Genomic DNA, 12301 nt, shown 5'->3' with positions numbered 1-12301 from the left:
GTCAGATCCTTTCGGGAAACGCGAAACGCGCCGCGATCCGGCGCGCCCAAGGGGCAGAGAGCGGACTTTCCGTCACCCCATGCCCGGTATAGGCGTGGATGAAGCGGTCCGGCCCGCTGACGATGCCCAGATGCTTGGCCACGCCCGCATCGCGCATGCGAAACAGCAGCACATCGCCCGGATCGGGCGGGCCCGCGGGGCGCGGCACCAGCCAGCGCCCGGCGGCCTGCATCAGAACCTCCTCCCCCGAGGGTTCGGACCAGTCCTGCGTATAGGCGGGCACGGCCTCCGGCTCGTGGCCCATCAGGGCGCGCCAGACGCCGCGAATGAGGCCAAGGCAATCCGTGCCCGCCCCGCGGCAGGCCGCCTGATGCACATAGGGCGTGCCGATCCATGCCCGCGCTTCGGTCACGACGGCGTTCATGAAAACAGGCTCCCCCCGTCATTGCTGCCCGAGGACACGGGATAGGAGGCCAGCCAATCCTCGCCCGGAATATGCGGAAAGCCTTGGAAGTTGATGAAATTGTCGAACTTCAAGCGGCAGGTGTCGGCGCGGCGGTCGCAGCCGGCTTCGAGGCGGACGCTGTCGCCCGGCTCCAGCGCGGGGCCGATCGCCTCCCACAGTTCCACCGTGCGGGCGGCGCCGGACAGCCGGTCGTTCTTCACGAGGCCGATCACCCCCGCCGCCGCGCCCGTCAGCACCCGCAGGCGGCCCCGCTCGAACCAGCGATCGTCATAGGCGGTCAGACCGGCAAAGGTCAGGACGCGCCGCTCGCTGATCGTGGCCACGGGCGCGACCGCAAAGAGACCGGGCTGCGTCAGATCCACACCGCAGCCCGCATCCCCGAGGATCGCGCCGCAGCCGCGTTGAAACACCCGGCCCTGCGTCTGGTTCAAAAGCTCGGCAAGGCCCCGCAATTCGGCGGTGAAGGCACCGCCGACACGGGTGATCTCGCCCAGCGCGCCGCGAAATTCCATCCGGCGGGCCTCGGGATCGGCCCAGTTCACGCGCCAGCACCGCACCTCGGCCCGGTCGAACCGCCCGGCGAGGATGTCCGCCTCGGTGATCCCCGCATCGCTCAGCGCGCCCAGCGCCTCGGAGTTGTCGGTGGACAGGCCCGTGGATTGTTGCAGCGCACGCGCCGTCAGCGCGCCGTTCGCACGAAAGCTCACCCCCTCGAAGGCAAGGTCGCGGTCGTGATCGGTGAAGCCGAAGACGGCGCCATCCGACCGTTCCACCGCCCAAGCGCGGCAGATCGTGGTGGCGCCCGTCGCCAGATGCTCGCTCAGGGTCACAGGCGCACCTCCACCACCGGCACGGTCGGCACATCTCCCGCCCGGAACGAGGACACGGAGGTCTGGATCTGATCGGTGTCGAACCGCACCGGCACGTCGAATTCGAACCCGGCGCGCAGTTCGGCCCCCTTGGCGGGCGGCGCGGCGAACCGCACGCGGCCCGTCGTCGCATCCACCTCGAAATCGACACCGGCCACCTGCGGATCGCCCGCCAGCGCGACGACGACCGTCCCCGCAACCGGCTTTGCGATGGTGCGGACATAATCCACCCCGCCCGAACTGTAGGTCTTGGTCAGCTGGAATTCGGTCGTCTGCCCGTCGCCATGGCCGATCCGCTGATCCAGCGGCCCCACCGTCCCCGACGGCAGGCAGGATTTGCAATCGGCCCAATCCTTCCAGCGAAAGGCATGAAGCTGCCCGCTGCGCGCCTCGAAGAAGGCGATCAACGCCTCCACATCGTCCAAGGACCGCAGCCCCACCCCCGCATCGTAGGACCGACGCGAATCCGCCCAAGGGGTGTTGCGCTCCTCATAGCCGTTGGCGAGCGTGACGATGTCGGTCTTGCGCTGCGGCCCGCCGACCGATCCGAAGGACAGGTTGGCGGGAAAGCGTGTCTCGTGAAAGGCCATCTAGCGGTTCCTCTGTCCCCGCGACAGCGCGCGGTTCATCTGCGCCGCGATCTGCCCCTGACTGCGTTGGAAGCCCTGCGTGTCGGGCGTCGTGATATGCATGGTGACGTTGACGCTGCTGCCGCCCTGCGACTGCACGCCCAGCCGCCCGTCGGCGCCGCGGGTCAGCGGCATGATCGCCTCCGGCCCCGCCTCTCCCATCAGGCCGGTCGCGCCGCGCATCGGGAAATTGACCGGTGAGGATACGACCCCGCCTTTGGCGAACGGCATCACCCGCCCCTGAGAGAAGGCCCCCCCCGAGGCAAAGGGCGTCACCCCGCCCAGAAGCGCGTTCAGCCCCCCCGATACGAGCGAGCCAAGCGCCTGATCCACCGGCTTCGTCGCGGCGGTGTAGATGGACCCGCTGACCGACTGGGCCAGCGATTTCAGCGTATCGGACAGCGAGTTGCCGCCCACCACCAGCCCGTCGAAGGCCCGCCGCATATCGCCGCCGATATTGCTCGACAGCCGGTCGGCCTCGCGCCCCGTCAGGGTCATGGAATCGCGCATCCGCGACAGCTCGCCCTCGAAGCTGCCCACCATCCCGGTGACCGAACCCAGCGTGGATTCCAGCGCGCTCACTTGGTCGTCAAGCTCATCGATCTCGGTCAAGATGCCCTCCGTCGTCGGGGAAGGCGCGGGCCAGTTCCTCCAGCCGCGCGCGTGTCAGGGGGGCGGAACCCTCCGCCCCCAGCATGATCCGCAGTTCCAGCGGCGTCAGGCGCCAGAACTGATCGGGATGCAGGCCCAGACCCAACAGGCCCGCCCGCATCAGGCCCGGCCAGTCGATCATGGCAGCGCGAAGGCGCGGGCCAGAAGCTGCGCCGCGGCGCGGGCGGCCTCGGCGGGGGCGATCTCGGCCTGCATCAGGTCCGCCGCCTCCCCCCGCCATCCGCCGCCGCGCAGGCCCGCCACCACCACCGCCAGCACATCGCGCGTGCTGAACCGCCCCTCCTCGAACCGCTGGATCAGCGCGATGAGCCCGCCCGCCTCCAGCGCGGCCTCCAGTTCGGCCAGCGCGCCGAGCGTCAGCTTGGCCACATGCCGCTGCCCGTCGATCCCGAGCGCCACCTCTCCGGCAAAGGGGTTCATGCCAGCGCCGTGAAGTTCAGCGCCCCGGCCGAGGCGAGCGTCAGCTCATACGTCGCCTCGCCGTTGTGGCTGCCGGCATATTCGATCGCGGTGATCATGAAGATGCCCTCCACGATGCCGAAATCGGGGATGATCACCTGAAAGCGCGGGGTCTCGCCCGCAAAGAACACCTGCCGCGCACGCTCATCCGTCGCCGCGTCCCGGAACACCCCCGACCCCGAGAGCGAGGCCGAGCGGACGCCCGCCCCGCCCAGAAGCTCGCGCCAGCCCCCCTGACTTTCGAGGCTGGTCACATCCACCGTTTCGGCGTTGAAGCTGATGCGCGTGGCGCGCAGGCCCGCGATCGTCTCGAACTGCCCGTCGCCCGTCATGTCCAGCTTGATCAGCAGGTCTTTTCCGTTCTGAACGGCCATCACGCGTCTCCTTGATCCTCGACCCTCGCACGGAAGGTCATGTCGATGCGGCGGGTGCGTCCGGCATCCAGACGCCGCGCCACCGCGCGGTCGAACCACAGGGCCGCGATCCGGCCCCGCGTCATCTGCATCGGCCGGGCCAGCGCGTCGCAGATCGCGCCGGCAACGCCCTTGGCCCGTTCGAACCCTTCGGCATCGGACATCACGCTCAGCACGAGGCGATGCTCGGCCCCCGGCCCGGTCTTGTCCGAACGGTCGCGCGCCTCCTCGGGGCCGATCAGCACCCATGTGCCCGGCTCTCCGTCCGGGGCGTCGTCCAGCACGGGCACGTCCAGCGCCGCCATCAGCTGCCCGTGGATCGCCGCCTGAAGCGCGGCTGCGGTGCCGTAACTCATGTCTCCTCCTCCGCATGGCAGATCAGGTTCTCGCCCTCGTCGGTGACGGCGCGGATGCGGAAGGCGCGCGTGCCGTCCCGCAGGCGCTGCCCGCGCATCGGGCGGCTGGCGCTGCCCTCGGGCACGGCCCGCACCCGGACCCGCACCGACACGCGATAGACGCCGGACACCTCGCGCACGGTGCCCGCGCTCACATCCCCCCATAGGCGGCCCAGCGCGCGCCACTGCCGGCGGACCCCGCCCATGCCGTCGGGCAGATCCATCGGCGTCTCGAGGGTCAGGGGGCGGTTCATGCGCATCGGCCCGCCCCCCGCAGCAGGCGCACCGGGCGCCAGCGGTCCAGCAGCGCCGCCACCCGCACCGGCAATCCGGCCACTCGCAGCGCGCCTTCGTCGCGCATCTCGAAATACTCGGCCGCCAGCAGGATCACGGCCTGCGCCAGATCGGGGGGAACCGCCTCCCACGGGCCGAAGCCCGCGGTCAGCGTAATCGCGAGCGGGCCGGGGGGCAGCCCCTCCAGCCGGGGGCGGTGCGCATCGGGGCGCAGGGTGCCGCCCCCCTCGGCGGCGGTGACCGGCGCCAGCGGCAGCACCAGAACCCCGCCCGGCGCCCCCTCCGGCGCGTTCAGGCGAAAGCCGCGGGCGATCAGCGCCTTGCCGGTCCGCCCCTCGATCACGGCGATGGCGGCGCGCAGATACTGCTCCAGCAGCGCCTCCGGCACGCCGTCATCGTCGAAACCGGCCGGCAGCTTCAGATGCGCCCGCAGCGCCGCGATCGGCAGCGCCTCCGGCGCGACGGGAATGTCCTCGGTCAGGTTCATCGCAACTCCTCTGTCTGGGGGCGCCGCCCCGCGCCGCGCGGGCGGGAAGCGGCCGGAATATCCGCAGGGCGGCGCCCGATCCGTCACCCCGATCAGGAGGTGGCGAATTTCAGCAGCTTGATCGCCGCATAGTCGGTGACGGCGCCGCCGACGCGCTTGGTGGCGTAGAACAGCACATGCGGCTTGGCCGAGAAGGGATCGCGCAGCAGCCGCAGATCCGGGCGTTCGGCGATGGTGTAACCGGCGGTGAAATCACCGAAGGCGACGGCATAGGCGTTGGCGGCGATGTCGGGCATGTCCTCGCAGATCAGCACCGGATAGCCCATCAGATGCGCCGGCTGCCCCGCCGCCAGCCCGTCCGACCACAGAAAGCGGCCATCGGCATCCTTCATCTTGCGCACCGCGCCCGCGGTCTTGGAGTTCATCACGAAGCTCGCATTCGCGCGGTACTGCGATTGCAGCGCATAGACGAGGTTCACGATGCAATCGGCCGGGCTGGTGGAGGCGAAGTCCGACGCCGCCCCCGAGGTGACATAGCCAAGGCTGCCCCAAGCCCAGCTCGTATTCGCGACCTTCGCTGCCGTCAGGAAGCCCGTGGGCTTGTCCACGCCGTCGCCCGTCACGAAGGCCGCCGATTCCGCCCGCATGAAGCGCGTTGCGATCTTGCCCGCCAGCCAGCCTTCGACATCGAAGGCGCTGTCGTCCAGCAGCCGCTGGCTGGCCTTCGGCATCGCCGACAATTCGTGCAGGCGGATGGAGATGCGCTCGATCGCCGGGGTCGTGGCTTCGGTCAGGCTCGTCGTCTCGTTCGACCAGCCCGAACCCACCTCCGAACGGTCGATCAGCACGTCGTAGGAAGTCGCCTCCACATTCACCACATTCGCGATCGACCGGATCGACGAGGTGGAGACCAGCATCGAGCGGATCGTGTCCGCCGTCTGCGGATCGACGAGATAGCCGCCATCCGCCGCCACGGCGGTCGTCATGGCCTTGCCCTCCAGCGACAGGCCGCGCAGGCCGTCGTCGTCGCCCGAACGCAGATAGGCGTTGAAGGCCTTCTGATGCGGGGCCTCCATCTCGGCGCCCGTCGAAAGGGCCGGACGGCCCCAGGTCATCGTCTTGCGGTCCAGCATGGTCAGTCGCTCGTCCTGTTGTTGCAGCGATTTGGAAATGTCGGTCTTGAAGCCTTTGAGTTCGCTTACGAACCCGCTCATCGCCTCGGCGATTTCATGGGCCGGATCGGGCAAGCCGCCTCCGGTCCGCGACATGGTCTCGGTCATTCCACACTCCGGTTCTGTCTGGATTTCAGCGCGCGGCGATCTCGGCCGCGGCCCCTCTCAGGATGGCCGCGACATGCCGCCATCCGTGATCCTCGCTCTTGGCCTGAACGCGGGCCTCCACCTGCATGGGAAAGGTCACGAGCGACACTTCCCACAGGTCGAGTTCGGCCAGTTGTCGCCCCTTGGCGTCCCGCTCGGCGCGCAGCGTGCGATAGCCGATGGACAGCCCGTCGATGGCCCCCGCATCCAGAAGCGCGATCGCCTCGCGGCCCCGCGCCACCTGCGGCAGGATGCGGCCCTTGACGAACAGGCCCGTCCCATCCTCGCGCACCTCGTCCCAGACGCCGATCGGCTCTCCGGCGTCGTGCTGCCACAGCATCTTCACCCGCCGCCCGCCCAGCCGCCCGAGGCTTGCGCCATAGGCCCCCGGCAGCACCACATCGCCCCCCTGATCGCGCAGTCCGAACCGCGAGGCATAGCCCGCGATCACCCCGTCCTGCACCTCCAGCGTGCCGGTGGCGTGGAACTTGCGCTCCGGCGCTCCTTGCAATCCGTTCATCCTCACCTCATCGCCGTGTTGACCAGCGCCTCGGCCCCCTGCGTCAGCAGAAAGGCCGCCACGCCGTAGACACCCAGCCAGATGCGCCGCTCCAGCCGGTCGAGCGTGCCCTCGATCTGGACCAGCCGGTATTCGAGGCCGTTCCAGCGTTCCTCGGACACGCGCTCGTTCGCCTCGATCCGCGCGGCGGCGGCATCGAAACTCTCGTAGAGAAAGCGCGAGCCGGCTTCCCTCATTCCTCCGCCAGCCTCGGCAGGCCCAAGAGCATCCGCTTCTCGGCGGTGGTCAGGAACTCCGCCCCGCCGACCCGCGTCCATTGCTGATCCCGCTCCACCGCAAGGGCGGGCACCTGATCCAGATCGGGGCGCAGTTCCACCTCCTCCCCGCCGAAGGCCGCCAACCAATGCGACACCGCCGCCGCCACCTTCATCGCCAGCGGCAGCACCGTCAGGCGGTAGAAGGCGCGGTTCGCCTCCTGATAGTTGGCATAGGTCGCCTCCCCCGGAATCCCGAGGATCATCGGCGGCACCCCGAAGGCGATCGCGATCTCGCGCGCGGCCGCCAGCTTGGTCTCGTGGAACTCCATGTCCGACGGGCTGAACCCCATCGGTTTCCAATCCAGCCCGCCCTCCAGAAGCATCGGGCGGCCCGCATTGCGCGCGCCCTGATGGTTCATCTCGATCTCGGTCACCAACCGGTCGTACTGATCCGCAGAAAGTGTGCCCTGCCCGTCGCTGCCCTTGTAGACGATCGCCCCCGACGGGCGGGCGGCGTTGTCCAGCAGCGCCTTCGACCAGCGCGAGGCGGAGCTGTGCACATCCAGCGCCACCGCCGCCGCCTGCATCGGCGACAGGCCGTAATGATCGTCCTGCGGGTGGAACGTCTTGATATGGCAGATCGGCTGAAGCCCCCCCGTCATATCGAAGCGCAGACTGCGCCCGCCCACGGTGTAGTCGTAGGCGGCGGGCCAGCCGTCCGGGCCGGGCACGAGATTCATGCGGTCGGCCCGCAGCACATGCAGTTCGGACGGAAGGCGCGTGCCCGCCACCGCCTCCAGATAGGCATTGCCGAACAGCAGAAGCTGCGCATAGAGCGCCTCGAAGAAATCGGCCCGCCCCTGCGCCGCGTTCGGGCGGCGGATCAACTCCAGCAGCGGATGCACGTCGAACCGGCGCTCCGCATCCTGGCAGATCATCGGCAGCGCCGCCGCCGCCTCGGCGATGATCTTCACCGCACGAAAGGCGATCGGGTTGGCCTGAAAGCCGGTCCGCGTCAGGCTGACCGCGTCGCGCGGGCTCCATGCCACGCGCCCCGAACTCTGATACGAGATCACCGGCCCCGTCGCCGAGGCCTTCGCCTCCGGCGCCGTCGCCGCGCCCCGTTTCAGGAAATCGAACATCCGCACCTCCATCCGGCAAGCCGCCACCGGCCCGCGCCCCATGCGCGGCCCTACCGTCGTCGCTGTCTCGCAAATCCCGGACATCCCTTGTCCGTTGAAGCCAATCTACGGCGGAAGGGTTAACATCCCTTAACCCCTCCGCGCGGAGGGTCAGAGCCCCCGCACCTGCGGCTGCCGCCAGCCCGCAGCCGGGTCCACCATCAGCTCCCACAAGGCCCAGACGAGGGCATCGACCCGGTCCGGCGATCCCTTGCCCTCATACCCGCGCAGGGTCATGCGGCACATCTCGTCCTCCAGCCGGGCAAGGCCGCGCAGATGCCGCACGCGGCCCTGTTCATACAGCGCGGCGATGGGTTCGGCCCGCGCGGCCTTCCCCCGGCTGGCGCGCACCGCGCGGAACGGCACCATGGGGTCGATGCCGCGGATCACCGTCTCCACCAGATCGCCGCCTTGGTTGACCTCGGCGATCAGCCGGTCCGCGCCGTGCCGCGCCATGGCCGCCAGCGCCGCACGCGCCCATGTGTCGGGGCTCGCGGCCTCCACGCTCGCATCCTCCAATACTACGGCGCGCCATGTCTGCGGCGGGCCCTGCATCACGGCCCCCACCACGACGATGCCGCAGGCGTCCGATCCGGCATGGCCCGTCACCGGCGGGTCCACCGCCACCACGATCCGGTCGAACACGGGCGGCGCATCCAGACGCGCCGCCTCCAGCGCGCGGGTGGACCAGAGCGCACCCTCCACATCCTCCAGAAGCATCCCGTCCAGTTCCTGCGCCCCAAGGCGCGTGCCGGCATAGCGGGCGCGCACCTCGGTCAGGAAACTGGGCGCAAGCCATGCGCGGTTCGCCTCGGTCGGGGCATGAGTCAGGGTGGTGGACGGGGTTTTCAGGATCGCCTTCAGCACCGCCACATCCCGCGGCGTCGTGGTCACGACCTGCCGCGGATGCGCGCCCAGCCGCAGCGCGAATTGCAGCATGTCCCATGTGTCGGCGGCCTTCTTCCATTTCGCAAGCTCGTCGACCCACGCCGCATCGAATTGCGGGCCGCGCAGCGATTCCGGCTCATGCGCCGAAAACACCTGCGCCACCGCGCCATTCGGCCAGACCAGCCGCCGCCGCCCCGCCTCCCAGTCCGGGCGGCGGTCGGGTGGGCTGCAGGCCAGGATGCCGCTGTCGCCGAAGATCATCACCTCGCGCACCTGATCGATCGTTTCGCCCACCAGCGCCACGCGCCGCGCGCGCCCCGGATCGTGCGGGCGCGCGCCCTCCACCTCGGCGCGCACCCATTCGGCCCCGGCGCGCGTCTTGCCCGCGCCGCGACCGCCCATGATCACCCATGTCTTCCAATCCCCCGGCGGCGGAAGCTGATGGGGCAGCGCCCAGAAGGCAAAGAGCCACGGCAGCGCCGCCACCGCCCCCTCCGACAGCGCCGCAAGAAAGGCCTCCACCTCATCCTGCGGCGCGAAGGCAAGCGAGGCGGCGCCCGATTTCATCGCGGGCGGCGTCCAAGTCGATGCCCGTTCCGCCGCCCTCTCCCGCCTGTCTGCGCAGTTTCTCAAGCCGTGTCCTTTCATCCATCACCATATGCAGCGCCGCGCGCAGATCCTTGGCCGCACGCACCGTGTTCGCGATCTCGGACATGTCGCCCTCGCCGATCCGGCGCGTCGCGACGGCCAGTTCCTCGGCCACCTCGCGGTAAAGCCGCTCCGTCTCGGCCAAGAGGTCCACCTGCGGCGCCCCATCCGAATGGTCCCTGTCCATGTCTCGCGTCTCCCATGCCGTGTGTTCCCGCACGCGCGAACGAAAAAGGCCCGAGGGTTTCCCCCCGGGCCGTTCTTCATGTCATCCAGCATGGTCCCAGCTTTAGGCCCTTAGCCCTAAGATCGGGCAAAGGCACCGTCCGGCGCCCCGCATCACTGGCGGGTCTGAACGCCGCCCTCCGGCTCCTCGCCGCGGGCACGTTCGATCTCGCGCCATTTGGCCACATTGGCGTTGTGCTCCTCCAACGTCCGGGCAAAGGCGTGCCCGCCCGAACCGTCGGCGACGAAGAAGACATAGTCGGATTCGGCTGGATGCAGCGCCGCTTCGATGCTGAGGCGGCCGGGATTGGCGATCGGCGTCGGCGGCAGCCCGTCGATGACATAGGTATTGTAGGGGGTGCGCGCGCGCAGCTCGCTCGCCCGCAGGCCGCGGCCCAGAATCCCCTCGCCGCCCGTCACGCCATAGATGACCGTCGGGTCCGTCTGCAGGCGCATCCCCTGACGCAGGCGGTTCACGAAGACGCTGGCGACCATCGGCCGCTCGCTCGCGATGCCGGTCTCCTTCTCCACGATGGAGGCCATGATCAGCGCCTCTTCGGGGCTGTCATAGGGCAGATCCTCGTCGCGGCTCTCCCACTGCTCGGCAAGGATGCGGGTCTGGCGTTCGGCCATCTCGGCCAGCAGATCGGCGCGGGTTTCGCCCGCCGCGATCTCATAGCTGTCGGGGGCGAGGCTGCCCTCGGCGGGGATGTCCTCCACATCGCCGGTCAGGAAATCGGCATGCTTCAGCCCGTCCACCACCTGCCAGCTGGTCACGCCCTCGGCCAGCGTCACGCGCAGGCGCAGATCGTCTTCGGGGCCGTCGAATTCGGCCGGGGCCTCGCCGGCGGCGGGATCGTATTTCGCGATCTCCTCGAACCGGCCGGTGGCCGGGTTCAGATCGCGCAGCACCATCTGCGAGGCGGAGACCCCGATCTGAAGGTTGATCTCGCGCCCGCAGGTGGATTGCCCGCCCGTGGTCACGATCTCGAGGATCTGCGGCATCGAGGCGCCCGCCGGGATCAGGTAGCTGCCGAACTTCTCGCGCCCCGCCATGTCGGTATAGCTGGCGCCGATGCGGTACACCTGATCGCTGCGGATCGCGCCCTGCCCGTGCAGCGTGCGGGCGATGACGGCGGTGGAATCGCCCCGGTCCACCCGCAGGCAGATCGGTTCGGCCAGCGGGCCGGGTTCATAGAACGTCTGCCGCCCCCACGCGATGAGGCCCGCCACCAGAACCAGAACAACGACGAACAGCGTCAGCGCGTTCGAGGCGACGGATTTCCACATCAGCCGGTCACCCGGCCCAGCACGAGGCTGGCATTCGTACCGCCGAACCCGAACGAGTTCGACAGCGCGACATCGATCTTGCGCTTCACGGCGGCGTTCGGCGCCAGATCGAGCTTGGCCTCCACCGCCGGGGTGTCGAGGTTGATCGTGGGCGGCGCGATCTGATCGCGGATCGCCAGCACGCAGAAGATCGCCTCCACGGAACCCGCCGCGCCCAGAAGGTGCCCGATGGAGGATTTCGTGCTGCTCATCGTGGCATTGGCCGCGTGATCGCCCAGAAGACGCTCCACCGCGCCGAGTTCGATCGTGTCGGCCATGGTGCTGGTGCCGTGGGCGTTGATGTAATCGACTTGCGACGGCTCCATCCCGGCGCGTTTCAGAGCGGCCTGCATGGCGCGGTAACCGCCATCGCCATCCTCGGACGGGGCGGTGATGTGATAGGCGTCGCCCGACATGCCATAGCCCAGTACCTCGGCATAGATCTTGGCCCCGCGCGCGACGGCGTGTTCGTATTCCTCCAGCACGACGATGCCCGCGCCCTCGCCCATGACGAACCCATCGCGGTCGGCGTCATAGGGGCGGCTGGCCTTGGCCGGATCGTCGGCGCGCTTGGTCGACAGCGCCTTGCAGGCGTTGAAGCCCGCGATCCCGATTTCGGAAATGGGGCTCTCGGCGCCGCCCGCCACCATCACATCCGCATCCCCGAAGGCGATGATCCGCGCCGCATCCCCGATGGCATGCGCCCCGGTGGAACAGGCGGTGACGACCGCGTGGTTCGGCCCGCGGAACCCGAAGCGGATCGACACCTGCCCCGAGACGAGGTTGATGAGCGAGCCGGGGATGAAAAACGGCGAGACGCGCTTGGCCCCCTTCTCCTTGATGAGGACGGCCGTCTCGGCGATCGTGCTCAGCCCGCCGATGCCCGAGCCGATCATGACGCCGGTGCGGTCGCGCTCTTCGTCGGTGGCGGGGGTCCAGCCGGAATCGGCCACGGCCTGCGCCGCCGCCGCCATGCCATAGACGATGAAGTCATCGACCTTGCGCTGGTCCTTCGGCTCCATCCAGTCGTCAGGGTTGAAGGTGCCGTTCGTCCCATCGCCGCGCGGCACTTCGCAGGCGTATTTCGTCACCACGCCCGACGGATCGAACCGGGTGATCGTGCCCGCGCCCGACTGGCCAGCCAGAAGCCGTTCCCACGTCTCCTCCACGCCAGAGGCCAACGGCGTGACCAGTCCCAGACCCGTGATGACGACGCGACGCATGAACGACTTCCTTTCGGTGAGTTTGCC

At 69.3% G+C, this 12301-nt stretch carries 18 protein-coding genes; all 18 read right to left on the bottom strand.

What is annotated here, in order from left to right; all coding sequences use genetic code 11:
- Position 1: 1 nt before the first annotated feature.
- The gene (locus tag GR316_RS02040) at positions 2 to 424 is read right to left on the bottom strand and encodes an NlpC/P60 family protein (RefSeq protein WP_211784409.1); all 423 of its coding nucleotides are present in this window, start codon (positions 422 to 424) and stop codon (positions 2 to 4) included.
- Positions 421 to 1296, bottom strand: coding sequence for a DUF2163 domain-containing protein (locus tag GR316_RS02035; protein ID WP_211784408.1), 876 nt, complete (start codon positions 1294 to 1296; stop codon positions 421 to 423). The genes GR316_RS02040 and GR316_RS02035 overlap by 4 nt, the downstream gene beginning before the upstream one ends.
- Positions 1293 to 1925: a DUF2460 domain-containing protein gene (locus tag GR316_RS02030; RefSeq protein WP_211784407.1), complete on the bottom strand. Its 633-nt coding sequence runs from the start codon at positions 1923 to 1925 to the stop codon at positions 1293 to 1295. Before GR316_RS02030 ends, GR316_RS02035 begins: the two co-directional genes overlap by 4 nt.
- The gene (locus GR316_RS02025; RefSeq protein ID WP_211784406.1) at positions 1926 to 2576 is read right to left on the bottom strand and encodes a phage tail tape measure protein; all 651 of its coding nucleotides are present in this window, start codon (positions 2574 to 2576) and stop codon (positions 1926 to 1928) included.
- Positions 2560 to 2757, bottom strand: coding sequence for a rcc01693 family protein (locus GR316_RS02020; RefSeq protein WP_211784405.1), 198 nt, complete (start codon positions 2755 to 2757; stop codon positions 2560 to 2562). Before GR316_RS02020 ends, GR316_RS02025 begins: the two co-directional genes overlap by 17 nt.
- Complete coding sequence (locus tag GR316_RS02015; protein WP_211784404.1) at positions 2754 to 3056, bottom strand: GTA-gp10 family protein; 303 nt, start codon at positions 3054 to 3056, stop codon at positions 2754 to 2756. Before GR316_RS02015 ends, GR316_RS02020 begins: the two co-directional genes overlap by 4 nt.
- On the bottom strand, positions 3053 to 3469 hold the full coding sequence (locus tag GR316_RS02010) for a phage major tail protein, TP901-1 family (RefSeq protein WP_211784403.1): 417 nt from the start codon (positions 3467 to 3469) through the stop codon (positions 3053 to 3055). The genes GR316_RS02015 and GR316_RS02010 overlap by 4 nt, the downstream gene beginning before the upstream one ends.
- Positions 3469 to 3864, bottom strand: a complete 396-nt coding sequence (locus GR316_RS02005; RefSeq protein ID WP_211784402.1) for a DUF3168 domain-containing protein — start codon at positions 3862 to 3864, stop codon at positions 3469 to 3471. The genes GR316_RS02010 and GR316_RS02005 overlap by 1 nt, the downstream gene beginning before the upstream one ends.
- A complete protein-coding gene (locus GR316_RS02000; protein ID WP_313796679.1) occupies positions 3861 to 4157 on the bottom strand; it encodes a phage head completion protein in 297 nt (98 codons plus the stop codon). The genes GR316_RS02005 and GR316_RS02000 overlap by 4 nt, the downstream gene beginning before the upstream one ends.
- A complete protein-coding gene (locus GR316_RS01995; protein ID WP_211784400.1) occupies positions 4154 to 4684 on the bottom strand; it encodes a head-tail connector protein in 531 nt (176 codons plus the stop codon). Before GR316_RS01995 ends, GR316_RS02000 begins: the two co-directional genes overlap by 4 nt.
- A 92-nt stretch (positions 4685 to 4776) precedes the next feature.
- Positions 4777 to 5964 (bottom strand): phage major capsid protein, encoded by a 1188-nt coding sequence (locus GR316_RS01990; RefSeq protein ID WP_211784399.1) that lies wholly within the window; start codon positions 5962 to 5964, stop codon positions 4777 to 4779.
- Positions 5965 to 5989: 25 nt separating this feature from the next.
- Positions 5990 to 6523: an HK97 family phage prohead protease gene (locus GR316_RS01985; protein WP_211784398.1), complete on the bottom strand. Its 534-nt coding sequence runs from the start codon at positions 6521 to 6523 to the stop codon at positions 5990 to 5992.
- Between the two features lie 2 nt (positions 6524 to 6525).
- Positions 6526 to 6759: a GTA head formation protein, RCAP_rcc01685 family gene (locus tag GR316_RS01980; RefSeq protein WP_211784397.1), complete on the bottom strand. Its 234-nt coding sequence runs from the start codon at positions 6757 to 6759 to the stop codon at positions 6526 to 6528.
- Entirely contained in the window at positions 6756 to 7922 is a 1167-nt protein-coding gene (locus GR316_RS01975; protein ID WP_390625189.1) for a phage portal protein, read from the bottom strand. Before GR316_RS01975 ends, GR316_RS01980 begins: the two co-directional genes overlap by 4 nt.
- A gap of 150 nt (positions 7923 to 8072) precedes the next feature.
- On the bottom strand, positions 8073 to 9416 hold the full coding sequence (locus tag GR316_RS01970) for a DNA-packaging protein (protein ID WP_211784396.1): 1344 nt from the start codon (positions 9414 to 9416) through the stop codon (positions 8073 to 8075).
- Entirely contained in the window at positions 9373 to 9684 is a 312-nt protein-coding gene (locus GR316_RS01965; RefSeq protein WP_211784395.1) for a hypothetical protein, read from the bottom strand. Before GR316_RS01965 ends, GR316_RS01970 begins: the two co-directional genes overlap by 44 nt.
- A 152-nt stretch (positions 9685 to 9836) precedes the next feature.
- Positions 9837 to 11012, bottom strand: a complete 1176-nt coding sequence (mltG, locus tag GR316_RS01960; RefSeq protein ID WP_211784394.1) for an endolytic transglycosylase MltG — start codon at positions 11010 to 11012, stop codon at positions 9837 to 9839.
- A complete protein-coding gene (gene fabF / locus GR316_RS01955; protein ID WP_211784393.1) occupies positions 11012 to 12274 on the bottom strand; it encodes a beta-ketoacyl-ACP synthase II in 1263 nt (420 codons plus the stop codon). The genes mltG and fabF overlap by 1 nt, the downstream gene beginning before the upstream one ends.
- Positions 12275 to 12301: the final 27 nt, after the last annotated feature.

This window comes from Falsirhodobacter algicola, from assembly GCF_018279165.1.
GTDB lineage: Bacteria > Pseudomonadota > Alphaproteobacteria > Rhodobacterales > Rhodobacteraceae > Falsirhodobacter > Falsirhodobacter algicola.
Note: the sequence above shows the minus strand (reverse complement) of the source record. Positions and strands in the feature narration are given on the sequence as shown.

Excerpts from the sequence above, each read along its gene's own strand:
- GR316_RS02040 (WP_211784409.1), bottom strand. The coding sequence starts at position 424 with ATGAACGCCGTCGTGACCGAAGCGCGGGCATGGATCGGCACGCCCTAT.
- GR316_RS02030 (WP_211784407.1), bottom strand. The coding sequence starts at position 1,925 with ATGGCCTTTCACGAGACACGCTTTCCCGCCAACCTGTCCTTCGGATCG.
- GR316_RS02020 (WP_211784405.1), bottom strand. The coding sequence starts at position 2,757 with ATGATCGACTGGCCGGGCCTGATGCGGGCGGGCCTGTTGGGTCTGGGC.
- GR316_RS02015 (WP_211784404.1), bottom strand. The coding sequence starts at position 3,056 with ATGAACCCCTTTGCCGGAGAGGTGGCGCTCGGGATCGACGGGCAGCGG.
- GR316_RS02010 (WP_211784403.1), bottom strand. The coding sequence starts at position 3,469 with ATGGCCGTTCAGAACGGAAAAGACCTGCTGATCAAGCTGGACATGACG.
- GR316_RS02005 (WP_211784402.1), bottom strand. The coding sequence starts at position 3,864 with ATGAGTTACGGCACCGCAGCCGCGCTTCAGGCGGCGATCCACGGGCAG.
- GR316_RS02000 (WP_313796679.1), bottom strand. The coding sequence starts at position 4,157 with ATGAACCGCCCCCTGACCCTCGAGACGCCGATGGATCTGCCCGACGGC.
- GR316_RS01995 (WP_211784400.1), bottom strand. The coding sequence starts at position 4,684 with ATGAACCTGACCGAGGACATTCCCGTCGCGCCGGAGGCGCTGCCGATC.
- GR316_RS01990 (WP_211784399.1), bottom strand. The coding sequence starts at position 5,964 with ATGACCGAGACCATGTCGCGGACCGGAGGCGGCTTGCCCGATCCGGCC.
- GR316_RS01985 (WP_211784398.1), bottom strand. The coding sequence starts at position 6,523 with ATGAACGGATTGCAAGGAGCGCCGGAGCGCAAGTTCCACGCCACCGGC.
- GR316_RS01980 (WP_211784397.1), bottom strand. The coding sequence starts at position 6,759 with ATGAGGGAAGCCGGCTCGCGCTTTCTCTACGAGAGTTTCGATGCCGCC.
- GR316_RS01975 (WP_390625189.1), bottom strand. The coding sequence starts at position 7,922 with ATGTTCGATTTCCTGAAACGGGGCGCGGCGACGGCGCCGGAGGCGAAG.
- GR316_RS01970 (WP_211784396.1), bottom strand. The coding sequence starts at position 9,416 with ATGAAATCGGGCGCCGCCTCGCTTGCCTTCGCGCCGCAGGATGAGGTG.
- GR316_RS01965 (WP_211784395.1), bottom strand. The coding sequence starts at position 9,684 with ATGGACAGGGACCATTCGGATGGGGCGCCGCAGGTGGACCTCTTGGCC.
- mltG (WP_211784394.1), bottom strand. The coding sequence starts at position 11,012 with ATGTGGAAATCCGTCGCCTCGAACGCGCTGACGCTGTTCGTCGTTGTT.
- fabF (WP_211784393.1), bottom strand. The coding sequence starts at position 12,274 with ATGCGTCGCGTCGTCATCACGGGTCTGGGACTGGTCACGCCGTTGGCC.